This is a genomic window from Mucilaginibacter sp. PAMB04168, from assembly GCF_039634365.2.
Classification (GTDB): domain Bacteria; phylum Bacteroidota; class Bacteroidia; order Sphingobacteriales; family Sphingobacteriaceae; genus Mucilaginibacter.
The window spans coordinates 3,941,099-3,966,378 of the sequence record NZ_CP155079.2; the positions used below are offsets into that span (position 1 = coordinate 3,941,099).

Consider the following 25,280-nt stretch of genomic DNA (forward strand, 5'->3'; position numbering starts at 1 on the left):
ATTAGGTTGTTTGCTTCTCTTTTGCTTTTAAGCGAAAGGTAAGCAAAAAGCCCATCAAAATAAAAAATGCCGATAAAAAGAACACCGCGTGTATGGATACGGCTGTCATTAAACCGGCAGCAACAGGCCCCAGTGCTTGCCCTACCGAGGCATATGATTGATTTACACCCAGGATTTCGCCTTGCGTGTTATCGTCGCTTCGGTCGGCAATAATGGCGTTGAGCATGGGGTTACGCAAGCCGTTGAATAAACCGTATATAAACAAGCAGGCCGCAAACGGGATTAGAGCGTTTGTAAAGCCGGTAAAAAGCATAGCACCTAAACATACAGCAGTTGAAAGTAAAAGGATTACCGCCTTTGAAGAAATAACCCGCGTTATAAAAGGCACGGCCAATTGCATTAAAATGCCGGTTATGCCAAACCCCGCATACAACAAACCAATTTGTGTGGGCTTAATCTTAAGCTCATCAACCGAAAAGGTTTGAAAGCCGATGATCATTATAAACTGCGCCATGGTTAGTAAAAACCCAACAAATACAGCAGTACCTACTACCGGTATCTTTAATGAAGTAATAAGCGATGCAAAAGAAAACTTGTGTTTTTGATGGTTTGTTTTAGATTGTTGGCTGCCAGTTGCCTTACCGCCATTGTTACCAGTGCTTGTCTCATGGCTCGTAGTTCCTTGCTCTATTCCAGGCTTGGTTTCTTTTAAAAAGAAAAACGTACAAAGTGCACCAACTAAAGCAATACCTGCTGCAAAAAAGAAGGGCACCTGCATGCCCAGCTTGCTTAACAAGCCCCCAAGAGCCGGCCCTAATACAAAGCCGAAACCGAATGCCGAACTCAGGATACCAAACTTTTTGGCCCGGTCTTCGGGTGTGGAGCGGTCTGATACCATGGCTTGGGCCACTGATATATTTCCACCTGTGATGCCGTCTAAAACACGTGCGGCAAACAGCATAATCAGATTTTGCGCCAATGCAAACATCAGGAAGGACAGACATGTACCTGCCAGGCTTATAGCTAGGAGTGGCTTACGGCCCCATTTATCTGAAAGTGCGCCTAATAGCGGCGTAGCAAAAAACTGGGCAACAGAAAATGAAGCGGTAAGAATACCGATGGTCTGTCCCGTTAAACCGAATTTCTTACCATAATCATATAATAAAGGCACAATGATGCCAAACCCCATAGAGTTGATTACACATATAAAAACCAGTATCCATAAATTCTTATCTCCTTTCATTCAGGCTGTGTAGTTGCTGGTACGGATAACAAAGGATTGAAAACAAAAAAGGTTCTGCACGATATGCAGAACCTTTCTTTTATATACAATATTTGATTAATCAACAAATTTAGGATTTGGCGGATCCAGTGGTGTTTTATCTGCCCCTAAACGTACTTTAGAGTGCTTAATACCATAACTAAAGTAAATAATAAAGCCTATAATTAACCATACAATTAAGCGTGCCCAATTCTCCCAGCCTTCACTGGCAATCATGAATAAACAAACAATAGCGCCCAATGGGCATACTATGAAGTACAATGGCGTTTTGAAAGGACGATTAAGGTCAGGGTCGGTTGAACGCAGGATGAATATACCCACACATACCAGTACGAATGCAAACAAGGTACCAATACTTACCATATCACCCACGATACTATCGGGCACAAAGCCTGCAAACAGCGATACAAAAACGAAAAATAACCATTGTGATTTATAAGGTGTACGATGTTTAGGGTGCAGTTTAGAGAATACCGGAGGAACCAAACCATCAATACTCATGGTATAAAATACACGGGTTTGACCCATCAGCATCACTAAGATAACTGATGAAAAGCCTGCTAAAATAGCTACGGTTACCAGCTTAGCCAACCACTCGTAACCCGGCATATGATGACGGATTGCATAAGAAACTGAAGCTTCGCTGCCCTGGGTTAAAAACTCTTTGTAAGAAGCTATACCAGTTAAAACGTGAGAGAACAATATGTACAAAGCAGTACAAATAACCAGCGATACAAGAATACCCAAAGGCATATCTTTTTGTGGATTTTTAGCTTCCTGAGCGGCTGTAGATACGGCATCGAAGCCAATGAAAGCAAAGAACACAATACTAGCGCCACGTAGTACCCCAAACCAACCATGGTTACCTGTGGTTGCATAATCGTGCAATACACCAGTGCTTAGTTTTACAGTACCGGCATCAGCAGGTATCATGTACGGAGTGTGATTTAACGGGTTTATAAATTGCCAGCCAAAACCGATAATCAGCAACACAATAGCCACTTTAACCATTACAATGATGTTATTCACTACTGCAGATTCTGCAGTACCGCGGATAAGCAGCATGGTTAGCAAAAATATGATCAGGATAGCCGGTAAATTAACGATACCATGCACACCTCCTGCCGACTGAAATGGCGAGTGGCTCCATTCATACGGTATAGAGGTACCAAAAAACGTCATGAGCAAATCATTGAGATACTGCGACCAACCAATGGCTACAGTAGCTGCACCTAAGGCATATTCAAGCACTAAGTCCCAGCCAATAATCCAGGCAATAAATTCGCCCATGGTGGCATAAGAGTAAGTGTAGGCGCTGCCTGCAATAGGAATCATACTGGCAAACTCAGCATAGCATAAACCAGCCAGTGCGCAACCAATAGCAGCAATGATGAACGAAATGGTTACGGCCGGACCGGCATTACCACCTGCCGCAGCAGCTGTACGCACAAACAAACCTGCACCAATAATTGCACCTATACCCAAGGCAATCAACGCCGTTGGGCCTAAAGTGCGCTTTAAGCTCTTATCCGATTCAGCTGATGCAGCCAGCAACGACTGAATGGACTTTTTAATAAATAAACTCATGTTCTTTGATCAGTTGTATAGATTTAATCATGTTTCCCCAAACGTACTTATTTTTATTGAAAAGATAAAACACCGCTTGTAACATTAAAATGATGATAATGTAACCTTTAATTCATGTTCAAATTCATGAAGTTAACTATTTTCAATAGCACAGGCGTCGCTATAAAACCGCCCAAGCGTTTTAGATAATTTAACTAAATGTGCTTTACAGTATCCATAATTCTGGCGTTTCTGTGCATAAAAATGATGTCTGCCAGCAATCCTACATAACTAATTACCAAAAAAGGGATGCTTTCGCATCCCTTTTTTCTTCAGGCCTTTTTATCAGCCTTTAAAACATGTATGGTTTGTGACTGCATTCGTAATTCTTTCTGTATATGCTTATTGGAATTTACCTCCTGGTTTAAATGCGGGGCTATAACCAGCGACACGATAGACATCAGCTTGATCAGGATATTCATAGACGGCCCTGATGTATCTTTAAACGGATCGCCAACTGTGTCACCTGTTACTGATGCCTTGTGCGGGTCAGACTTTTTGTAATACATTTCGCCATTAATTTCTACACCTTTCTCGAACGACTTTTTGGCATTGTCCCACGCACCGCCGGCATTGCTTTGGAATATGCCCATCAGCACACCCGATACAGTCACACCGGCCAGCAGACCGCCCAATACTTCCGGCCCGAAAGCGAAGCCGATGATAATAGGTGTAATCAGCGCGATAAGGCCAGGCGCTATCATCTCACGAATGGAAGCCTTGGTTGATATAGCTACGCATTTTTCGTATTCAGGCTTAGCCTTGTACTCCATTATACCAGGTATTTCTCTAAACTGCCGGCGCACCTCCTCTACCATGGCCATAGCTGCCCGGCCAACAGCCGATATACACAGCGCCGAAAAGATAAACGGTATCATGCCGCCTACAAACAAACCGGCCAGCACATTTGCCTTGTAAATGTCTATATGCTCAATACCTGCCACGCCTACAAAGGCCGCAAACAAGGCCAGCGAGGTTAACGCCGCTGATGCTATGGCAAAACCTTTGCCGGTTGCAGCAGTAGTATTACCCACAGCATCCAGATTATCGGTACGGTGACGAACTTCCTCGGGCAGTTGGTTCATTTCGGCAATACCACCGGCGTTGTCGGCAATTGGCCCAAAAGCATCAATAGCCAACTGCATGGCCGTAGTAGCCATCATACCAGCAGCAGCAATAGCTACGCCATACAGTCCGGCAAAATGGTATGACCCAAATATGCCAGCGGCTAATACCAGGATAGGTAATACAGTCGACTCCATACCCACAGCTAAACCTGCAATAATATTGGTAGCATGCCCGGTTGACGATTGCCTGATGATGCTCAACACCGGCCGCTTGCCCATGGCCGTGTAGTACTCGGTAATGATAGACATTAATGTGCCTACTACTAGGCCAACAAGGATAGATAGAAACACGCCGTTTTTGGTAAACAGTAAGGCCCCGGCTTTAGTTACATTAGGACTAACCTCATCACGTACTAAGTGAAATGTTTCGTTAGGCAACATCCATTGCACTAAAAAGTAGGTAGCAATAGCCGTTAATAAAATAGACGACCAGTTGCCGATATTTAAAGCTTTTTGTACGCTGTCGGTCTCGCTGTTAATGCGTACAAACGAGGCACTCACAATCGAAAAAAGTAAACCTAAACCAGCTATTACCATAGGTAAAAGCACAGGCGCAATACCGCCAAAGTTATCGTGTGATACAATTTCGCGCCCTAAAACCATGGTAGCCAAAATGGTGGCTACGTATGAGCCGAATAAATCGGCACCCATACCGGCCACGTCTCCTACGTTATCGCCTACGTTATCGGCAATGGTAGCGGGGTTGCGTACGTCATCTTCCGGAATACCGGCTTCTACCTTACCCACCAAATCGGCACCAACATCGGCAGCCTTGGTATAAATGCCGCCGCCTACCCGGGCAAACAGCGCAATAGACTCTGCCCCTAACGAAAAACCGGCCAGCACTTCCAGTGCCTTTGACATGGCCTCGCCGTTAACGTTACCGCCTGTTTTAAGCACGTAAATGTGGTAGAATAAAATAAACAACGCGCCTAGTCCCATAACCGCTAAACCGGCAACGCCAAGGCCCATCACGGTGCCGCCGGTAAACGATACTTTTAAGGCTTTTGCCAAGCTGGTTTTAGCAGCCTCGGTGGTACGCACGTTTGCTTTAGTGGCAATGCGCATTCCTAAATAACCGGCAAAAGCCGACAAGAATGCGCCAATTAAGAAAGAAACGGCAATCACCGGACTTGAGTTTTCGACCGCGTTGCCCGACCACGCCAATAGCACTATGGCTATTACAGCAAAATAGCTCAGCACTTTCCACTCGGCACGCAAAAACGCCATTGCCCCATCAGCAATGTAGCCGGCCAGCTGATTCATGCCTGCATCGCCGGCTGGTTGCTTGGTTACCCAGGCCGATTTTACCGCCATTGCTACCAGGCCAACGAGGCCCATAGCCGGAATAAGGTAAATTAAATTGTGGTACAAAAAATCCATAATAAGTAAATTGGTTTATAAAAGATTGGTATTAACGAATGTGCGAAAAAATAATTGAATATTGCAAGTCGACGGCTTGACTTTCAGGTATTTATTATAAAATATCCACATTCAAAATGCCCGTGTTGCAGCTTTACAAAAGCCTTAATCTTCGTTGATTGTATATATATACCGCTAAAGCTTATAAGCAGGCTGGATAATTCAGGCTTTGTTTCGATTCCCTCTATACGGGAGTTCCCCGGGTCCGAGTCATCCGCGTATAGACCTGCAGGTTTTATCTAAAGGCTGGTAGCGGCTATCAACCCTAACGCATAAACTTGCCTGCAGCATAACCATACAGCAACGAGTGCGGCGTGGCTCATTAAGGGTATGCACGGTTAACTGACGCTAAGCGCCAACGCCATTTTTTTGTTACCCATTCAAAATGCAAACATTTTTAAATAGCTTAGGGCTTTTAAGCTGTAACCATTAATGGAACAAACCTCTACGCAACCTAAACTTAAAAGTGAACTTGGCCTTTTAGATGGCACTATGCTGGTAGCCGGCTCTATGATCGGGTCGGGTATTTTTATTGTAAGCGCCGATATTATTCGCAACGTAGGGTCGGCCGGCTGGCTGATTGCCGTTTGGGTAATTACCGGTTTTATGACCTTAACCGCAGCTGTAAGCTATGGCGAGCTAAGCGCCATGTTCCCTAAAGCGGGCGGCCAGTATGTTTACCTTAAAGAAGCTTATAATAAACTCATCGCCTTTTTATACGGCTGGAGCTTTTTTGCAGTAATACAAACAGGTACCATTGCTGCGGTAGGTGTAGCATTTTCTAAGTTTGCAGCTTACCTGATACCTGCGGTTAGTGAAGCCAATATTTTGCTTAGCCTCCCCCTCGGTAGCTTTACTTTTACGCTAAGTGCCGCTCAATTAGTTTCCATCGTAATTATCATATTGCTTACTTACATTAACACCAAGGGCGTTAAAGGCGGCAAATTGATAACCACAACATTCACACTAACCAAACTATTAAGTTTATTTGGCCTCATTATTTTCGGTTTTATTGCCTTTAAAGCTGATGTATGGCAAACCAACTGGACACACGCATGGGACATGCACAAATTAAATCCCAACGGCAGCACTTCTAATTACATAATTGGCGCTGCATTGGGGGCGATAGCCACAGCAATGGTGGGCTCGATTTTTAGCAGTGATGCATGGAATAATGTAACCTTCATTGCCGGAGAAATGAAGAATCCCCAGCGCAATATTGGCCTGAGCTTGTTTTTAGGCACCATGATCGTCACGCTGATTTATGTTTCGGCTAACGTTATGTATACCGCCGTTTTACCTTTACAAGAAATTGCAACCGCCGAAAGAGACCGCGTAGCCGTTGCTGCATCTACCGTTATTTTTGGCAACGTGGGTACTGTTATTATTGCTATTATGATTATGATCTCAACTTTCGGCTGTAATAACGGATTGATATTAGCCGGCGCGAGGGTTTATTACACAATGGCAAAGGATGGCCTGTTTTTTAAAAAAACCGGCACTTTAAATAAGAACGCGGTTCCTGAATTTGGCTTATGGATACAATGCCTGGTAGCTTGCATACTTTGCTTAAGCGGCCGTTATGGGGATTTACTAGATATGATCTCGTTTGTGGTAGTTGTATTTTATGTGTTAACAATAATTGGCATATACATACTAAGGGCAAAACGTCCAGATGCACCCCGGCCTTATAAAGCTTTTGGATATCCCGTGCTTCCAGCTATTTATATACTAATGGGGCTTGCCTTTTGCGTATTATTACTGATTTATAAAAGGGAATATACACTTTATGGCCTGTTTATTGTATTGATTGGCATCCCTATATATTATATATCGCAACGCAACGTAAAGCATGAGGATACCATACTTTCTGATAGTTAGTTTTTTATTTGTTAATACTTATACCCAAGGGCAAACCACTTTACAAAAAAGCCTGCAAACGGCTTTTAATCGCTTACAACAAGACAGCCAGTGCCAGTATGCCTCCATCTCGTTAACCGTGCTCGATGCGGCAACAGGTCAACAGGTTTTTGCCGTAAATCCTAAAATGGGTTTGGCACCGGCTTCTACGTTAAAAACGGCCACCTCAATAACTGCATTTAACCTACTGGGTGCCGATTACCAGTTTCAAACCCAATTTGGTTACACCGGCGCTATAGATGCTGCCGGCACGCTAAATGGTGACTTGATCATGAAAGGTAGCGGCGACCCTACCCTGGGCAGCTGGCGCTGGCCTAACACGCAGGAGGGCCACGTTTTGGCCGAACTGGTTAACAGCCTTAAACAAGCCGGCATTAAACAGATCAATGGCCGCATTATAGGTGATGATTCCCTTTTTGATACCCAGTCTGTACCCGATGGCTGGATATGGCAGGATTTGGGCAATTACTACGGCGCTGGTCCATCGGCCTTATGCTGGCGCGAAAACACTTTTGATATTAAATATGAAACGGGTGTGGTGGGCAGTCCGGTAAAAATATTGCGCACTGTACCGGCCATGCCTTATTTTGATTTTAAGAGCGAGGTTGCCACCTCTGGCCCAGGTTCGGGCGATCACTCTTACGCTTACTTGCCGGTTGGTAACAAATCGATGTACATACGGGGCGCATACGCTATAGACAAGGCCAAAAAGAGCATCACCGTTGCCCTGCCCGACCCTGCTTACGACGCCGCATGGCGCTTAACTGATACGCTGAAACGCATAGGTATTACGGTAAGCCGCGAGCCGGAATCGGTAATTACACTCAACACAAAAGCAGAACAAGCTCCTGCAATTAGCACTAAGCTGGCTACCTTAACGTCACCGCAACTTAGCCAGATTGTATATTGGCTCAATAAAGAAAGCATTAACCTGTATGCAGAGCAGTTACTTAAGACCATGGCGCTCAAAGCAGGCAAAAAAGTATCAACCAATGCCGGTGTACAAACGTTGCAAAACTTTTGGAAAGCACGTGGCATTGATGCCAACTCCATGAATATTTATGATGGCAGCGGCCTGTCGCCCGGCAACCGCATAACCACCCATACGCTGGCCAGCATTTTACAATCAGCAGTGGCGCAACCCTGGTTCAGCGCTTTTTATGATAGTTTGCCCTTGTACAACGGCATGCACATGAAAAGCGGCACTATAGCCGACGTGGTGGCCTACGCAGGTTACCAAGATCATAACGGCCGCCGTTTGTGTTTTTCGGCTATCATTAACAATTACAATGGCTCAACCAGCACCGTAAGGCAAAAGCTGTTTAAGGTTTTGGACGAGTTGAAGTAAGTTATGATAAGGTGTTGGTTTCAGGACCAAGACATCTTTTCTACCTTACCGGCAGCTTCAAATCATACCTAACGGCCAATATACGTATGCTACAAATTATAGCTATGGCTATTACTTTAGCCCAATTGGGATCCATAAACGGTATGAGGGCAAAGTAAACGACGACGCCAACAATGCAGGCCGTGGCATAAATTTCTTTGCGGAATATGAGCGGGATGTTATTAAGCAGAATATCCCTCAGTACACCGCCAAAGCACCCGGTAATAGTGCCCAGTATGACACATATACCAGGTTTCAGGCCGGCATCTATACCTTTTTGCAAGCCAATTAAGGTAAATAATCCCAAACCCAAGGCGTCAAAAACAAACAGCGTAACCTTAAAGTTCTTGATATTCCTTTTGAATAGGATGGCCACAACGGCAGTCACGGTTATGAGGATTGGACCATTCAAATTGCGCATCCAGCTTACAGGTGTATAGCCAATAAGCACATCGCGTATGGTACCGCCGCCAATAGCGGTTATAAAAGCTATTACAATTACCCCAAAGGCATCCAGCCGCTTTTGCATGGCCGAGAAAGCGCCCGATATGGTGAAGGCTATAGTACCCAGTAGCTCTATAACGGAGGTTACGCTCAACATTACACCTCCCCTTCCCGCTTGCGTAAAAACCACTCCATGCCTAACAAAACAACAATGAGTGCAAACAGCCATTTACTATCAATCAGGTCGCTAAAGCGCTGGTCGTCATATACAATGGTTTTAATATTTTCATTCTTCTTGATCAGATTAGCCAGCTGATTGATTTGTGCAGGCTGTAGCATGCGCCCGCCCGACTGAGTGGAAAGGTTGTAAAGCAACTGGTGATTAGCGGTACTTTGCCTGCTTTCGAGATTTAATGGCTTAATAGTAAACTGCCCTTTTGCACTAAAGGCTTGCTTGCCCAGTTTTGTATTTGCCGTGTAACTGTAATTACCTACCGGCAGCATACCGGCATTTAACTGATAGCTTTTACCACTACGGCTGAACAGATAACTGTAATTTTTACCACTGGTACTTTTGAGGTTGATATTCAGGTCAGGGGCATTCACCAGTTCGAGCGCCTCGTTGTATAGTTCGGCATTAAGCAGTATATTCTCTCCTTCATCAAAAACATTTTTAGCAGGGTAAGCTCTAAAACGTTGGCGGTTAGCATTAGCCGTTAAGTATTGAATACTTTGGCTAAAAAGTTCTTCCAAAGCATAGTGCGAGCCGTAATCCTGGTACTCCGATAAATTCCAGCGCCAGAGGCCCTCGCCAGCTAACACTGCTGTGCGCCGGCCATCCGCCTCGTTAAAGGCCATTAGTGGGTAGGTTGTGCTTACACTGCCTATTTTTTGTTTGAGCAGTATAGATGCCGTGGCAGCTGATCCATAATTACCGAAGGGCGCCATTAACGGCGGCATCTTACCCAATTTATTTATCGTAGAATCGGTTAGGGTAAAGAGGGAAAAACCGGTTACCGGCACGGCAAACTCCTCCTGCACATCGGTACGGCCTGCTATAATACGTATGGTATTTTGTTCTTGGTTTAAATCTTGCAGGTCGGTTTGCGCGCCGGCGATGTACCATAGTGGTACCTTGCTTTGTGTTATAAAGCTTTTAAGCGACAGATTATCGGCAGCCGTTATCTGGTGAAGGATGATAATGCCGTAATCACTAAGCTTTACAGTGGATAGCTTATCCAGTTGTACAGCTTTAAGTTCGTAGTTCTTGTTGCGCTCTATGAGTTGTTTAATAACGCTAATATCGGGGTGTGGTGATGCATAGGCCAGCAGTACCTTCTGCCGGGCGTCCAGCACCTCAATATAAACAGTTTCAGTATTGTTTTGCACCGAAAGCTCGTTGCTTACCGGCGCGAGTTTCACGGTAAACTGATGTATGCCCTTTTTATCGGCGTTCAGCTTAACCGATATGGTCTTACGGAAGGCTGCTGATGCAACTGGTATATTTTGATTATAAATACTACGCCCATCTTCGGTAATGCTAAGTCTTAATACCTCGCCCTGACTTTGGTAAGCTTCGGCCAGTACTTCAAGCATAAAATCGTTGCCTAAAAAGGCCGTTTTATTGTAATTAATGTTGCTAATTACTAAATCACGACGGGGCACAGTATCGCCCAGGGCAATGGTATAAATACTAGTTTTAAGATTGCGTGCCTCGTATTGCGGATCGGCTCCTTGATTATACAAACCATCAGTTGAAAGGATAAGCGCACCAACATTTTGGTTTACAAAGCGCTCATTTAATTGGTGTAATGCAGAGGCAATGTTGGTTTGCTTGCCCCCGTATGTGGTGGAAAGCCCTGGGTGCAAATTGCTGTCGAAGTTAAACTCGCGGACCTCATAATCGTTACCCAACAATTGCTTAAGTGTGCCGAGTGTGCTGTTAAACTGGCTGATGTTCAAACCGGCCGGTTTAAAAGTATTTATGGACGATGAGTTATCCTGCGCTATCAGCACCAGCGGTTTTTGTGGCTGATATTTAACCGTTTTAACCAATGGCGATACGAGCAGGAAAGCGATCAGAAAAACGGCTACCGCACGAAAACCAGACAGTAAAAAACGGAAATTGGAAGATAGATGGCTTGGCTGCTTGTACATGAGCCAGGCATAAAGCCCGCCCAATAGCAAACAAGGCAGGGTCCACCAGCCCGATACCGAACCCCAGGTTATACTGTTGAATAGTAAGTAGTGAGTAGCTAAGTAGTTCATTGTTGTTACCCTCAGGGGGTATCGCTTTTAAAGTTATTTAATTTTGGCAACAACTCACCAATCAACTCCTTAACTACTCACTTTATTATTTTGATACGTACCGGCCCTTTAATGTGATTTACATCAACCGGCTCCCCTTTTTGGGTGATGACAACCTTGCCCTGTTGCTGCAGTGCAACGGCGGCCTCCCGTACCTCATCCATATGTTTGCGCCAGTTAGCAGGAAACAAAGCCCTGGCCACTTCCGACGGGCAGACGGTTTTATCTGCTCCACGCTCGGTAGCCATGCTTAGCACACGTTCTTGTATTGCACTTTTATCCAAACAAAAAATATTGGTTCCTGGCTCTTAATTCTTGTTTCTTTTGTTAAGCCATCCCACCATCAACCGATATTACCTGACCGGTTATATAAGTGCTCATGTCTGACGCCAAGAAAACACAGGCATTGGCAATGTCTTCGGTTTCACCTGCACGTTTTAATGGAATATTTTGAGTCCATCCTTCAACCACTTTCGGGTCAAGCACCTCGGTCATTTCCGTTTTGATAAAACCGGGGGCTACCACGTTGGTACGTATATTGCGCGAACCCAACTCCTTAGCCATTGATTTAGAAAAGCCTATAATACCCGCCTTAGAGGCTGCATAATTACCCTGGCCGGCATTGCCCTGAATGCCTACCACCGAGCTCATATTGATGAATACACCCTGGCGAGCTTTCATCATGATTTTTGATGCTGCTTTGGTTACGTTGAAAATTGATTTCAGGTTTACGTTCAGCACTTCATCCCATTGCTCCTCGGTCATACGCATCAATAGGCCGTCTTTGGTAATGCCGGCGTTGTTCACCACAATATCCAGTTTGCCAAAATCGGCTACTATATCATTAATGAGTTTATCGGCTTCATCAAATTTGGAGGCATCAGAGCGGTAACCTTTTACCTGGGTACCGTACGCCTGTAGTTCTTGCTCCAGCGCCTGGCCCTTTTCTACCGACGATAAGTAAGTGAATGCTACATTAGCGCCTTGCTCGGCAAACTTTTCGGCTATTTTGCGGCCAATGCCTTTTGAAGCACCGGTTATTAATGCGGTTTTTCCTTCTAACAATTTCATATTTTTAGGATAATATAAGAGGGCGTGAAGGTAGGGAAATTAGTTTTTAGTTCATAGGCGTGATGACAAGTAGACTTAATGAGCAAGGATTTAAGTAGTTGTTGACCTAAATTTGTCGTTATTTCATTGACCGAACATATTAGCCAGTGAACGGTGCGGTATAGAGAAATTTTTTAATTTCAGTGATACTTATTATTCGTTCAAACGCAAGGCAACTTTCTTTGTTAGGCTAACACACATTAAGCGGAGCCAAGTATATGTATACAGCCAAAATTATTCGTCACAGGCATAAATACCATCATTATATGAATGATGATTTAAAAGAGGTTAAAGAGGAAACGCATTTCAAGATCGTTTTTTCGGAACCTGCCGAGTTTGACAAATTCAGGGAATGGATTAAACAGCATGAAGGCGAATATAATTACAACAAGGAAGAAAGCCGCCAGGAAGGCAAATTTCCCAAAGTGCCCATGTTTCATGACGAGATTTGCTGGTGCGATATCATGACCTACTACCTGTTACACGTAGCGGGGTACAATTTTTACGATACCATCACGCCGTATAAGGGAGAGGTATACATCAAGGAATAAGTAATAGAGTCAAGAAATAACAGCCAAGGAGCTAACATTGCGATGTAAACAATCTTGCCCTTGGCTCTTATTTCCTGATTTTTGACTTTATTTTTTATTTCCCTTTTTCAATTCACTTTCTGATTTGAGCACTTTTGTGCCGTTGGATTGCTTTATCTCATAGGCGGGTTCGTCTTTGCTGGCATTGCGTTTTACCGTGGTGCCTTTGGTTTTCTTTTTTACCGGCTCGGTATGCTTAGCTTCTATTTTGCCTTCTGCCTCTGATTTTCCCCACGCCCAGTGTACGTTATCTCCCTTTTTCATAGTAGTATGTTTAGGTAAGATTACACAAAACGCCGGCCAACAATTTACTTTAAAACAACGAGTTGTGGCTTTACAAAAATGTTATCAGGAGGCAAGATGGAGGTTGTAATACGTCAGCAACCATTCGGAGCAGCTTAACAGAATGATTAAAAAGCTACTTTACAGTTAGCGTATCCACAATTGGGCGGGCATTACTATCAGGACCAACGAATTTTAAAAAATAAGTGCCTGCCTTTTTTGCCCTAAACTTATATACCGACGAGTGTTGCACTTCTTTGCCGGTGCAGTCGTCGGCTATGTTAGTAGATGTAAATAATTTGATTTTTGTGGTATCACTCAGGCTATCTGCCTCAAACTTGCTAAATTTTTCGCAATTACCGGTGTAAGGCCATGATACGGTGAAGGCAACGTTCTGATTAACAGTAGCCGTGGTAGGGCCGTTTACGCTGGCTATAGCTGCTTGCTTCACGCTAAAGAAGTTATCGGCATTTACCACGTCCTTCAGCTCCGATTTCTGGCAAGAAACGGCTGTAAGCACAGTTAAAATGGTAAGTACTGATAAAATTTTCTTCATGTTCAGGCGGTTGTAACGTGAACTTTTCTACACAATTTCGACTACAGAAAAATCAAATAGGTTTAATTGTGCTGTAAAGCTACCTGTTAACTATTAAATAAACAATAAACCACCGTTAAAATTAGAAATTGTATCGATAAACTTACGCTTATGATAAAAAAAGGGTTAGCTGTGTGCTAACCCTATCTGTTTTCTTACTTCATCAAATCAACAAAGTCATCAAATAAATAACGGCTATCATGCGGGCCAGGCGATGATTCCGGGTGGTATTGTACCGAAAAAGCCTTTTTGTCTTTCACGCGAATACCTTCTATAGATTGATCGTTCAAATTTATGTGGGTAATTTCTACTTTATCAGAAGCCCGAACAGCATCTTGCACCACACCGAAACCGTGATTCTGTGAAGTTACCTCGCAGTGGTCTTTCACTATGTTTTTCACGGGGTGATTTAGTCCACGGTGACCATTAAACATTTTTTTGGTGGGTATACCATTTGCCAAAGCTAATAACTGGTGACCTAAGCAAATACCAAACATAGGTTTGTCGGCTTCCAGAATTTCTTTTACCGTATCAATAGCATAAGGCATGGCCGATGGATCGCCGGGACCGTTAGAAATAAAATAACCGTTAGGTTGAAAATCTTTCTCCATTTCCTCGAACGATGTTTTGGCTGGATAAACCTTGGCGTATACATCGCGCTCAGAAAAATTGCGCAGAATATTTTTCTTCACACCTAAATCGAGCACGGCAACACGGTATGCAGCGTTCTCGTTACCAAAAGTGTAAGTTTCTGTAGTTGACACCTGCGATGAAAGCTCCAGTCCATCCATTGATGGTACGGCATTCAAGCGGGCTTTCAGTTCTTCAACATCTAAAATCTCGGATGAGATAATAGCATTCATAGCGCCCTTATCTCTGATATGACGTACTAACTGGCGGGTATCAATATCTGAAATACATGAAATATTCTGCTCCTGGAAGTAATCCTGAATTGACTCATCGGCCTGTTTACGGCTATAAGCGATGTTGTAATTCTTACAAACTAAACCGGCTATCTGTATTTTATTCGATTCGGTTTCTTCGTTAGTTACGCCGTAATTACCAATGTGCGCATTGGTAGTTACCATAATTTGTCCGAAGTATGATGGATCGGTAAAAATTTCCTGATAGCCCGTCATACCGGTATTAAAGCATATTTCCCCGGTTGTAGTACCTATTTTTCCGGCTGCTTTACCATGAAAAACAGTACCATCAGCCAGTAATAAAATAGCCGGTAACTTTGTGTAGTTAGTCATTTTACAAAAAAAATAAAAGGATGAATGATGGGCCGGTTGGCCTGCGTTGCAGCTCCGTGAAAGCAGTGTTGTAGCAGCAGTAAACTTGCGTCTGTATTCACGCCGCAAAAATACGTTATTTTTATGTTTACGCCATGTAAATTTTCAATAATTATATGATGGGTAGTTTCTACCTTTGTAACATTTAGAATCATGGTTAAGAATTTACGGTGAGCTACCAAAGGCTGCTTAACATATTTTCTGTAAGTCCTGATCTTTACTACTAACTCTTTACTCTTGACCTTATTTAAAACATGTCAGTTAACAAAGAAATAAAACGCGTTACTACCCACATATTACAGGCCATGAAAGGCAAGGGCGAAAAAATAGCCATGCTTACCGCCTATGATTATTCTATGGCCAAAATTGTGGATGATGCCGGTGTGGATGTAATCCTGGTGGGCGACTCAGCTTCTAACGTAATGGCTGGTCATGAAACCACATTGCCTATAACGTTAGATCAAATGATCTATCATGCTTCATCTGTGGTTAGAGCCGCCAACCGCGCCCTGGTAGTAGTAGATCTGCCCTTTGGCTCGTATCAAGGTAATTCAAAAGAAGCCTTAAGCTCAGCCATACGTATCATGAAAGAATCGGGTGCGCATGCCGTAAAGCTTGAGGGCGGTATAGAAATTGCAGAATCTGTTACACGTATCTTAACGGCAGGTATACCAGTGATGGGTCACCTGGGCTTAACGCCTCAATCTATTTACAAATTTGGTACGTATACCGTACGCGCCAAGCAAGAAGCTGAGGCACAAAAACTACGGGAGGATGCGCAGAAATTGCAAGAGCTGGGCTGTTTTGCGGTGGTGTTAGAAAAAATTCCGGCTGCATTGGCCCAAGAGGTTTCACAAAGCCTGCAAATACCTACCATAGGCATTGGTGCTGGGCAGCATTGCGATGGACAAGTGCTGGTAATACATGATATGCTGGGTATAAACAAAGGCTTCCGTCCGCGTTTTTTGCGCCAATACGCCACTTTGTATGAAGTGATGAACGATGCCATTCAAGGTTATGTTGGCGATGTAAAAGCCAAGGCTTTTCCGAACGAAAAAGAACAATATTAGCTATAAGAGACGAAAGTCCATCTTCGATCATGGCTCATACTGAATAAAACAATCACTCTCTAAATCCGTATTTTTATATACACTAACTGACTTACGGCCCACTGACTTTCCAACTACAAAAACCTATGCAAGAAATATACGCCGACGTTACTGATAATGATGTGTTGTATGAAGACAATCACCTGATTGCCATCAATAAGCGCGCGGGAGATATTGTGCAGGTTGATGATACCGGCGATGAGCCATTAGATGAGAAAGTAAAACGTTACCTGGCTAAAAAATACAACAAACCAAACGGCGCCTTTTTGGGTGTGGTACACCGGCTGGACAGGCCAGTAAGCGGCGTTATCCTGTTTGCTAAAACGAGCAAAGCGCTTGAGCGGGTAAACGAGATGTTTAAAACGCGCGAAATGCGTAAAACCTACTATGCCGTAGTACGTAACCGCCCCGATCCACCTTACGGCAACCTGGTACACTGGCTGATTAAAAATCCGCAAAAGAATGTAACCAAGGCTCATGGGCACGAGGTACAGGGCAGCCTGCGCTCGGAGTTGCATTACCGCCTAACAGGCGAATTAAACGGCTATTACCTTATACAAGTTAACCCTATAACCGGCAGGCCGCACCAAATAAGGGTACAGCTTTCTACCTTGGGCTGCCCTATAGTTGGAGATAATAAATATGGCTATCCGCGTGGTAGTTTAAAAAAGAGCATCTGCCTGCACGCGCGTCGCCTCCAGTTTATTCACCCGGTAAAAAAGGAACCTGTTGATATCAAAGCCCCACTACCTAAAGACGGTTTTTGGGAAAAGTTTGCTCACCTGGTACAGGATAAGGATAGTGAAATTGTTTTGAAAGAAAACTAAGGCGCGGGCCAATACCAGGGAACATCTAGCAATCATAGCTCCAGTACTTTATTCCAAATTTCTTCATCTACTGGGATCCCCTCCTTCATATTTTGTAACCTGGTTTTCAAGGTACTTTCCCCAGGATAGCGAATAGACTGCTGATCATCAACCAAACCGCTGGTTTTTGTAAAGCTGACGATCTGTTCTATTAAACCGGCTATTTGTGCATCGCTGGCAGGCTTTATGCAAATAAACACTTGAGATACGCCGTATTCGGCCTGGCTCTTCGTAATCTCTGCCGTGGAGCGGCCCTCACTTAACACCGTTACCAGCAGATCAAGCATTAACGATAAGCCCGAACCTTTCCAAAAGCCCACCGGTAGCAAACGGCCACTCTCCATAATATCCGCAGCATTAACCGATAGCGCCCCTTGTTGGTCATAACCACCCGGTAAGGGCAACTCCTCATCTTTTGCTTTATACTGCTGCAGCTTGCCAAATGAGTATTGCGATACGGCCATATCCAGCACCACATGCCCCTCTGCACGGGGTACAGCTATCACTAAAGGATTGTTACCCAAACGTGGGTCTACACCACCCCACGGCGGTAAATTGGCAATGGTGTTGGTAAAGCAAATGCCAATGCAACCACCGTCCGCTGCCTGCCAGCCGTAGGTACCGCCGCGCATCCAATGATTAGTATTGCGTATGGCTACGCAGCCTATACCATGTTCTTGCGCCAATTTGATAGCCCTGTCCATACAGAAGCGGGCGTTTAGCGGGCCGGGGCCTAGGTGGCCGTCCCAGCGTTCTACCAAGCCTAAGCCCTGCTCGGGTGTAGGTTCAGCATGGGGATGTACTAAGCCATCTTTCACATACTGCACAAACACCGGAAAACGGTTTAATCCATGGGTATAAACACCATCACGGCTATTTTCGGCAAAAAGGGTAGCACATTGCTGCGCCTTTTCGCTTGAAAAGTTAAGGCTAAGTAGCACGCGCTTAAATTCGGCCTGCAGGGTTTCAAAAGGTACTCTCATAGGTGTACGATGACTATATATTGAGGGTAAGTTAACAAATGCTGTTTATTTAAAGGATTATGCTGCTTGATGGTTTTTATGATAACGTAAAACTTAGAACGTGCAGCAGTTATTCCCGGTCTTCATTTCCTTAAAACCTTACACACCCATCCAGGGTTATTTCTATAATCATTTATCTACTTGAATAACATGGAACAAAACCAAATCAATACCGATGGTCAGACCACATCGGGCACGCATTTATCCTGCTGGACGGCAACGGCACAACCGCTGTCTTTCGAGAAACTAACTAGCGATATTAAAACACAGGTGGCCGTTATAGGCGCAGGCATCTCGGGACTTACCGTGGCTTACTGCCTGGCCAAAGCCGGCAAACAGGTGGTGGTTATTGAGGATGGTTTGATTGGTAGTGGCGAAACCGGTCGCACTACAGCCCATATAGTGAATGCACTGGATGATCTTTATAGCGAAATAGAAAGTTTGTTTGGTGAAGAAAAAGCACGCTACGCTGCCGAAAGTCATACCGCCGCTATAGATTTGGTTGAAAAAATTGTGACCGAAGAAAACATAGACTGTGACTTTAAGCGGGTTAACGGCTACTTATTTTTGCACCCCAGCGATGAAAAAAAATCATTGGATGAAGAATTAGACGCAACACACAAAGTGGGCATAGCTACCGAAATGGTATACAGCGTACCGGGTATTCCGTCTGAAAGCGGACCAAGCCTGCGCTATCCTAACCAGGCGCAGTTTCATCCCTTAAAATACCTGAACGGCCTGGCTGAAGCCTTTGTGAGACTGGGTGGCAAGATTTACACTCAAACCCGTGCTGACAAGGTTGAAGAAGGCTTGGTTGAAGCCAACGGCTTCAAAGTAGAAGCCGAACAAATTGTGGTAGCTACCAACACCCCTTTTAACGACTGGGCAACCATGCACACCAAGCAAGCGCCTTACCGCACTTATGTTATTGTGGCAAAAGTGCCTAAGGATGCTATTGAACCAGCGCTGTGGTGGGATACCGGCGATCAAAATTCTGTTTGGCCTACTATGCCTTATAATTATGTACGTACCCAGCCTTTTGACGACCAGTATGACTTACTGATACACGGCGGTGCCGACCATAAAACCGGCCAGGCCAACAAAGAGGAAGAGGTTGAGGAAGAACGCTACCAACGTTTGGAAACCTGGCTGCGTGAACGGTTTCCGCAAGCACAGGAAATAGTTTACCGCTGGTCGGGCCAGGTAATGGAGCCTGTGGATGATATGGGTTATATTGGTAAGAATCCTGGTGATGAAAACATTTACATTGTAACCGGCGACTCAGGTAATGGCATGACGCACGGAACCTTAGCTGGCATACTCATCACCGATCTGATTACCGGCAAACAAAACCCTTGGGCAGAATTGTACGACCCCAGCCGTATTACGGTGACCCTACAAACTACCAAAACCTACATTGAAGAACAGTACACCACGCTAAAGCAGTTTGTTGATTACCTGCTGCCATCGGATGTTGAAAAGCTGACCGATATTAAACCCGGCGAAGCGGCCATAGTAGGCAAGCTTAAAAAGGTAGCCGTTTACCGCGATGAAGCCGGCGCCTTTAACGCCTACAGCGCGGTTTGCCCGCACATGGGTTGCGTAGTACAATGGAACAACGACGAAAAATCATTTGATTGCCCCTGCCATGGATCACGCTTTAGCTGTAAAGGCGAATTAATGAACGGCCCGGCCAATTCAAATCTCGAAGAGGTGAAGGTTCCGGAACAATAAATAATTTTCAAAAAGAATACGTATCGTATACTTAAGCAAAAGCGAACACACAAGTGTTCGCTTTTTGAACGTTTATGGTATCAGCAAAGTACTGGGAGCTTCGGTTGTGCAGATCACGTTACTGTTATTTAAGGATTCCATCCGGCTTATTATACTTCCATTGTTATGGCATCGCCAGCCGCATGGCTCGCTAGGCACAAATCGCTGCAAAATTTTACTTACCTGTCGCCATTAGCTGGCGGGTATTTGCACTAGCAGGCTTAACGGCGGTTTTAATTGCTGCTTTTACGCTCAGCTTTCAATCGGTTAAGGTAGCGCTGGCCAATCCCATCAAGAAATTAAAAACAGAGTAACGTATACTATTCGACGCATACAATTTATAACGGCAAGCAGCGTTTATATATGTACAATCCCGTACCCAGTAGTTTGCGGGATTTTGTATTTTTGCACCGTGTACACCATCAAAAGTAAGCTACCTGTGTTAATCGTTATTGCCTTTATGCTCACGGGCGCATTGGTGAGTTCGTGCAAAAAGGAGCCCGATACCAGCATAAACAATCTGCTAACGGGTAACGGCATATGGCGCCTTGCCTCAATGCGGGTTGAAACCTTGCATGGCGACACCACCATACGCAGAGACACTTTAAACACTAACTGCGGTTTTGCACAGTCGTTTAAGTTTACCGATGACGCCAGATGCACATACAAGTATTATAGCTGCATTAACGATAGCGCAAGCAGCACCTGGGAGCTAACCTCAAATGATTATGATTCCGTTTTCTTACGCTCACCTTTGGTTTGTAAGGACACCACTAAGATTGGCACCATAAGGCCATTCTCCCGTTCGCAGGTGATTAACCTGGGCCGAAACTCGCTCATATTACAAACGGTGATTATTGATACGTTTCGTAAAACCCCGGTTGTTGTATTAAGGCGCAAAATTACACGGTACGGGTTTATTCATTAAATCCCAAAAATGTTATATTTATCTCCAAACATATACTTGCAGCTTTGAAAACCAGAATAGCCATTTTTGCTTCAGGATCGGGATCGAACGCCCAAAAGATTATGGAGTACTTTAAACACCATACTCAAGCCGAAATTGTATTGGTATTAACCAACAACCCGCATGCATTTGTACTGCAAAGGGCCGATAATTTTGAGATACCAACACACATCTTCAGCCGCCAGGAGTTTTACCAGACGGATGATGTAGTAAAACTGCTCAAGACGATGGAAGTTGATTTGATTGTACTGGCCGGCTTTTTATGGCTGGTGCCAGCTTCACTGCTCAAGGCTTTCCCCAATCAAATTATAAACATACACCCAGCTCTGCTACCCAAATACGGCGGCAAAGGCATGTATGGAGATCATGTGCACAAAGCCGTACTGGCCGATGGTGAAGCCGAATCGGGCATTACCATACATTTTGTGAACGAGCACTTTGACGAGGGAGAAATCATACACCAGGCCAAATTCAAGATAGACTCTGCCGACACGCTCGACTCCATCAAACTTAAAGGGCAGCAACTAGAGCACCACCACTTTCCGAAGGTGATCGAAGGCTTAGCTGCTAAAATGAAAAGCCTGAAGGCTTAAATTGCTATGATGGTTGTTCATCACAGTGACGGCGCAACCAACAAAGCCTTTGATTTTACATACGGTACAGCAAAAATTACCATTATACTTTTGCCCGCTATGGGCACCCGGGCTATTCTTTATAAAAAGTTTGCCGACAATCTTAAAACAGCAGGCTTTAATGTTATTGCTATGGACTGGCGAGGCTCGGGCCACTCAAGCGTAAGACCAGGTCGTAAAGTCAACTTCGGTTACGAGCGCCTTATATTTGATGTAAAAGACCTTGTTGAACAAGCCGAACTTCATTTTCCCTCGACCACCAAAATCATTATAGGCCATAGCTTAGGCGGGCAAATTGCGGCACTGTTTGCCAGTAGGTTCCATAGGCTGGTTAGCTCAATAATATTAATTACATCATGTAACGTTTATTACAAGGGCTGGCGCGGCAAAGAACAACTCAAGGTATTTTTGGCCGGCTGCACATTTTATCGTCTGGCTAACGTCTGCGGATATTTTCCAGGTTATAAAATAGGATTTGCCGGTAACGAAGCCCGAATGGTTATGAAAGATTGGTGCAGCAACGCCTTAACTGGAAAATACAACCTATCTGAATCGGCTTTTAATTATGATGAGGCTTTGCATAACCTTTCCATTCCGGTGCTGGCCTTGTCTGTTAAAGAGGATAAGCTGGCTACTTACACCTCCGTAATTAACTTGGTAAACAAATTCCCTACAGCGCCATTAGAACACATGCATTTAGATGAAATCACTTTAAATGTATCTCCATTAAACCATTTTAGCTGGCTAAAAAAGCCCGATGCCTTAGCTAAGCTCATTTCAGAATGGTTAAGCTCTAGTTCACCCAAATCAATTTAGAATGACCAGAGTAAGCCTAATTCAATTGAAAAAAACCAGGTGGTTACAGAAGATACTATATTCAAATAGGCAGCTTATCAACGGATTGCTATTTAATGATTGGGCTTGTTTGCATATCAGCTTTTATTTTATGAGATTTCGCCTGAAATAATTTTTTAGTCGTCCCATGAAGTGGTTATTTTTCCTTTTGATTTTGTTATTTAACCTGCCAGCCAGCCATGCGCAAGAAACGGTTAAGCGAACTAATAAGAACTTAAGCTTTTACACCGAAAAATTTGAAGTTCTTAAATCAGATAAAAAAATTCGACACGGGCTTTATAAAGCTGTCGATAGCAAAGACACGCTAATAGCTCAAGGTCTATATAGTCAGGGTAAAAGAATTGGGCATTGGGTTTTTTATAATTATAAAGGCGAACCTGTGCAGAACTATAATTACAGTAATAAAAAGCTATATTATTATAACCCGGACGATGCAAAGTATCTGAAATATCATTTCACAGATAGCGTGCATCAAGGCGATACTGTACGTTATCCTGTAAAAATTGGTGGCTCCTATTATGGCTTAAATTCATTTGTTAACGCACAACCCAATTTGGTAAGAACCCTGACAAATGACTTTCCTAACACAAACCAATTTCCATGCGATCATATTTTCACGGTTAGTCCGGAGGGTAAACTAATTAAGCATGAAGCACTGGTTACGGTTAATAACACCAGCAAGCTTTATTTAGTGACTGACAAAGAGTTTGACGAAGACTCTAAAGAATTTATCCCTGCTACCGTTAACCATACCACGGTGGAATGCAAAGTCGTCATGAATGTTGTTGTAAATGTGTACTCAACTTTAAGAAGGTAGACCTACGAGAAATTTCAAAATTCATCAAACATTATTTCAATACAAAACAACAAAGGCAAACAGCTATTCTTTTTTAAAATCACTACCTTTGCGGCTCAAAAAAAACATTATTACATGAGCCAGTCTGTTCAAATAAAAAATGCTTTAATTTCGGTTTATTACAAGGACCACCTGGAACCTGTTATTCACGAATTAAAACGCCTGGGGGTTAAAATTTACTCAACCGGCGGAACAGAAACATTTATACGCAGCCTGGGCGCTGATGTAATAGCAGTCGAAGACCTAACATCCTACCCTTCTATACTGGGTGGCCGGGTAAAAACACTCCACCCTAAAGTATTTGGCGGCATACTGGCCCGCCGCAGTTTTGAAAGCGACGAGCAGCAGCTGACCGAATACGAAATACCAGAAATTGATCTCGTTATAGTGGACCTATATCCTTTCGAGGAAACTGTACGCTCGGGTGCAGAACAGCCCGATGTAATTGAAAAGATTGACATTGGCGGTATATCACTTATACGTGCAGCGGCAAAAAACTTTAAAGACGTAGTTATTGTGGCATCCAAAGATGATTACCAGCAGCTTGAAGAACTGTTGAAAACTCAAAATGGAGCAACCACATTTGACCAACGCCGCAACTTTGCACAAAAAGCCTTCAACATCTCATCGCACTATGATACGGCTATATTTCAATACTTTAATATAGCGCAAGATGACCAGAGCCAGCCTTTACCGGTATTTAAACAAAGCATACAAACCAGCCAAACGCTACGTTATGGCGAAAACCCACATCAGCAAGGCACTTTCTATGGTAACCTGGATGCTATGTTCACCAAACTGCACGGTAAAGAGCTATCCTACAACAATTTGGTTGATGTGGATGCAGCCGTTGCACTGATTGATGAATTTACCGACCCTACCATCGCCATATTAAAACACACTAATGCCTGTGGTATTGCTACACGGTCGTTTATTAAAGAAGCCTGGATTGATGCTTTAGCTTGTGACCCGGTATCAGCATTTGGTGGTGTAATTATTGCCAATGAGGAAATTAACGCCGAAACTGCGACAGAAATCAGTAAAATTTTCTTCGAGGTATTGATTGCTCCGGCCTACACTGATGAAGCTATCGAGATACTAAAAGCCAAAAAGAACCGTATAATACTCATCCGCCAGCGGGTTGAGCTCGGTGTTAAGCAGTTTAAAACCTTGCTCAACGGCGTAATTGAGCAGGATAAGGACCTGGTGATCGAAGGTCCGGAGCAAATGACTACAGTGACGCAGCAACAGCCAACTGAGCATGAACTTAAAGATCTGTTCTTTGCCAATAAAGTAGTAAAGCACACCAAGTCGAACACGGTAGTACTGGCTAAGAACAACCAGCTGCTGGCCAGCGGCGTTGGGCAAACTTCAAGGGTTGATGCTTTGCGTCAGGCTATTGACAAAGCCCGTAATTTCGGCTTTGATTTGAATGGCGCTGTAATGACTTCGGATGCTTTCTTCCCCTTCCCAGATTGTGTAGAGATAGCTGCCGAAGCTGGGATAACAGCAGTTTTACAACCGGGCGGATCAATCAAAGACCAGGATTCAATTGACATGGCTAATGCCCGCGGCATTGCCATGGTTACAACTGGCGTTAGGCATTTTAAACATTAAGGAACAGAACCAGGAAAGAAGAGCCAAAAAGTAAGAGAGCGGTACTTACAAAGTACAATAGGCGTCAAAAAAATGCCATCGTTTTCACTATTAATTTTCGGCCCTTGTCTCTTGAAGTTTGTTTTGAAATGCAAACGCTTATTGATATACTTACACATAATTTTTTAATCTTTGCAGATTATTTGACACAAACATT

The 25,280-nt window shown here is 43.9% G+C and carries 22 protein-coding genes; 11 read left to right on the forward strand and 11 right to left on the reverse strand.

The features are described from left to right. Position 1: 1 nt before the first annotated feature. The 3 genes from ABDD94_RS16730 to ABDD94_RS16740 form a co-directional block, all read right to left on the reverse strand. Entirely contained in the window at positions 2–1,243 is a 1,242-nt protein-coding gene (locus tag ABDD94_RS16730) for an MFS transporter (RefSeq protein ID WP_345953209.1), read from the reverse strand. 96 nt (positions 1,244–1,339) lie between these two features. Continuing rightward, the gene (locus ABDD94_RS16735) at positions 1,340–2,869 is read right to left on the reverse strand and encodes an amino acid permease (protein ID WP_345953210.1); all 1,530 of its coding nucleotides are present in this window, start codon (positions 2,867–2,869) and stop codon (positions 1,340–1,342) included. A gap of 311 nt (positions 2,870–3,180) precedes the next feature. Beyond that, positions 3,181–5,418 carry a sodium-translocating pyrophosphatase gene (locus ABDD94_RS16740; RefSeq protein WP_345953211.1) on the reverse strand — a complete coding sequence of 746 codons (2,238 nt, stop codon included), beginning with the start codon at positions 5,416–5,418 and terminating at the stop codon, positions 3,181–3,183. 471 nt (positions 5,419–5,889) lie between these two features. On the opposite strand from ABDD94_RS16740, the gene ABDD94_RS16745 reads away from it, so the two are divergent. Both ABDD94_RS16745 and dacB read left to right on the forward strand, forming a co-directional pair. Beyond that, positions 5,890–7,338, forward strand: a complete 1,449-nt coding sequence (locus ABDD94_RS16745; RefSeq protein WP_345953212.1) for an amino acid permease — start codon at positions 5,890–5,892, stop codon at positions 7,336–7,338. Beyond that, positions 7,310–8,725, forward strand: a complete 1,416-nt coding sequence (dacB, locus tag ABDD94_RS16750) for a D-alanyl-D-alanine carboxypeptidase/D-alanyl-D-alanine-endopeptidase (RefSeq protein WP_345953213.1) — start codon at positions 7,310–7,312, stop codon at positions 8,723–8,725. The genes ABDD94_RS16745 and dacB overlap by 29 nt, the downstream gene beginning before the upstream one ends. Positions 8,726–8,765: 40 nt before the next feature. Here dacB and ABDD94_RS16755 read toward each other — a convergent pair whose 3' ends face one another. The 4 genes from ABDD94_RS16755 to fabG form a co-directional block, all read right to left on the reverse strand. Next, positions 8,766–9,365 (reverse strand): trimeric intracellular cation channel family protein, encoded by a 600-nt coding sequence (locus ABDD94_RS16755; protein ID WP_345953214.1) that lies wholly within the window; start codon positions 9,363–9,365, stop codon positions 8,766–8,768. Further along, a complete protein-coding gene (locus ABDD94_RS16760; protein WP_345953215.1) occupies positions 9,365–11,476 on the reverse strand; it encodes a hypothetical protein in 2,112 nt (703 codons plus the stop codon). The genes ABDD94_RS16755 and ABDD94_RS16760 overlap by 1 nt, the downstream gene beginning before the upstream one ends. A gap of 77 nt (positions 11,477–11,553) precedes the next feature. Further along, positions 11,554–11,799 (reverse strand): DUF3253 domain-containing protein, encoded by a 246-nt coding sequence (locus ABDD94_RS16765; RefSeq protein WP_345953216.1) that lies wholly within the window; start codon positions 11,797–11,799, stop codon positions 11,554–11,556. 43 nt (positions 11,800–11,842) lie between these two features. Then, the gene (gene fabG, locus ABDD94_RS16770; RefSeq protein ID WP_345950944.1) at positions 11,843–12,586 is read right to left on the reverse strand and encodes a 3-oxoacyl-[acyl-carrier-protein] reductase; all 744 of its coding nucleotides are present in this window, start codon (positions 12,584–12,586) and stop codon (positions 11,843–11,845) included. Between the two features lie 305 nt (positions 12,587–12,891). Between fabG and ABDD94_RS16775 the strand changes: the two genes are divergently transcribed. Further along, entirely contained in the window at positions 12,892–13,176 is a 285-nt protein-coding gene (locus ABDD94_RS16775) for a hypothetical protein (RefSeq protein ID WP_345950943.1), read from the forward strand. Positions 13,177–13,263: 87 nt separating this feature from the next. On the opposite strand, the gene ABDD94_RS16780 is transcribed toward ABDD94_RS16775, so the two are convergent. From ABDD94_RS16780 to carA, 3 genes are all read right to left on the reverse strand, one after another. Beyond that, positions 13,264–13,479, reverse strand: coding sequence for a DUF2945 domain-containing protein (locus tag ABDD94_RS16780; protein ID WP_345953217.1), 216 nt, complete (start codon positions 13,477–13,479; stop codon positions 13,264–13,266). Between the two features lie 154 nt (positions 13,480–13,633). Next, the gene (locus ABDD94_RS16785; RefSeq protein WP_345953218.1) at positions 13,634–14,053 is read right to left on the reverse strand and encodes a hypothetical protein; all 420 of its coding nucleotides are present in this window, start codon (positions 14,051–14,053) and stop codon (positions 13,634–13,636) included. Between the two features lie 194 nt (positions 14,054–14,247). Next, entirely contained in the window at positions 14,248–15,348 is a 1,101-nt protein-coding gene (gene carA, locus ABDD94_RS16790) for a glutamine-hydrolyzing carbamoyl-phosphate synthase small subunit (protein ID WP_345950940.1), read from the reverse strand. Between the two features lie 293 nt (positions 15,349–15,641). Here carA and panB point away from each other — a divergent pair, with 293 nt between their 5' ends. Both panB and ABDD94_RS16800 read left to right on the forward strand, forming a co-directional pair. Further along, positions 15,642–16,457, forward strand: a complete 816-nt coding sequence (gene panB / locus ABDD94_RS16795; protein WP_345953219.1) for a 3-methyl-2-oxobutanoate hydroxymethyltransferase — start codon at positions 15,642–15,644, stop codon at positions 16,455–16,457. A 125-nt stretch (positions 16,458–16,582) separates the two neighbouring features. Then, positions 16,583–17,323 carry an RluA family pseudouridine synthase gene (locus tag ABDD94_RS16800; protein ID WP_345950938.1) on the forward strand — a complete coding sequence of 247 codons (741 nt, stop codon included), beginning with the start codon at positions 16,583–16,585 and terminating at the stop codon, positions 17,321–17,323. Between the two features lie 32 nt (positions 17,324–17,355). Here the strand turns inward: ABDD94_RS16800 and yiaK are convergent, their stop codons facing one another. Further along, entirely contained in the window at positions 17,356–18,345 is a 990-nt protein-coding gene (yiaK, locus tag ABDD94_RS16805) for a 3-dehydro-L-gulonate 2-dehydrogenase (RefSeq protein ID WP_345950937.1), read from the reverse strand. Positions 18,346–18,534: 189 nt separating this feature from the next. Between yiaK and ABDD94_RS16810 the strand changes: the two genes are divergently transcribed. From ABDD94_RS16810 to purH, 6 genes are all read left to right on the forward strand, one after another. Further along, positions 18,535–20,118 carry an FAD-dependent oxidoreductase gene (locus tag ABDD94_RS16810; protein WP_345953220.1) on the forward strand — a complete coding sequence of 528 codons (1,584 nt, stop codon included), beginning with the start codon at positions 18,535–18,537 and terminating at the stop codon, positions 20,116–20,118. 451 nt (positions 20,119–20,569) lie between these two features. Next, entirely contained in the window at positions 20,570–21,085 is a 516-nt protein-coding gene (locus ABDD94_RS16815; protein ID WP_345953221.1) for a hypothetical protein, read from the forward strand. A gap of 44 nt (positions 21,086–21,129) precedes the next feature. Continuing rightward, positions 21,130–21,717 carry a phosphoribosylglycinamide formyltransferase gene (purN, locus tag ABDD94_RS16820; RefSeq protein ID WP_345950934.1) on the forward strand — a complete coding sequence of 196 codons (588 nt, stop codon included), beginning with the start codon at positions 21,130–21,132 and terminating at the stop codon, positions 21,715–21,717. A 6-nt stretch (positions 21,718–21,723) separates the two neighbouring features. Next, on the forward strand, positions 21,724–22,572 hold the full coding sequence (locus ABDD94_RS16825; RefSeq protein ID WP_345953222.1) for an alpha/beta fold hydrolase: 849 nt from the start codon (positions 21,724–21,726) through the stop codon (positions 22,570–22,572). A gap of 166 nt (positions 22,573–22,738) precedes the next feature. Beyond that, positions 22,739–23,428 (forward strand): hypothetical protein, encoded by a 690-nt coding sequence (locus ABDD94_RS16830; protein ID WP_345953223.1) that lies wholly within the window; start codon positions 22,739–22,741, stop codon positions 23,426–23,428. Between the two features lie 114 nt (positions 23,429–23,542). Beyond that, a complete protein-coding gene (gene purH / locus ABDD94_RS16835) occupies positions 23,543–25,084 on the forward strand; it encodes a bifunctional phosphoribosylaminoimidazolecarboxamide formyltransferase/IMP cyclohydrolase (RefSeq protein WP_345953224.1) in 1,542 nt (513 codons plus the stop codon). The last annotated feature ends 196 nt before the right edge of the window (positions 25,085–25,280 follow it).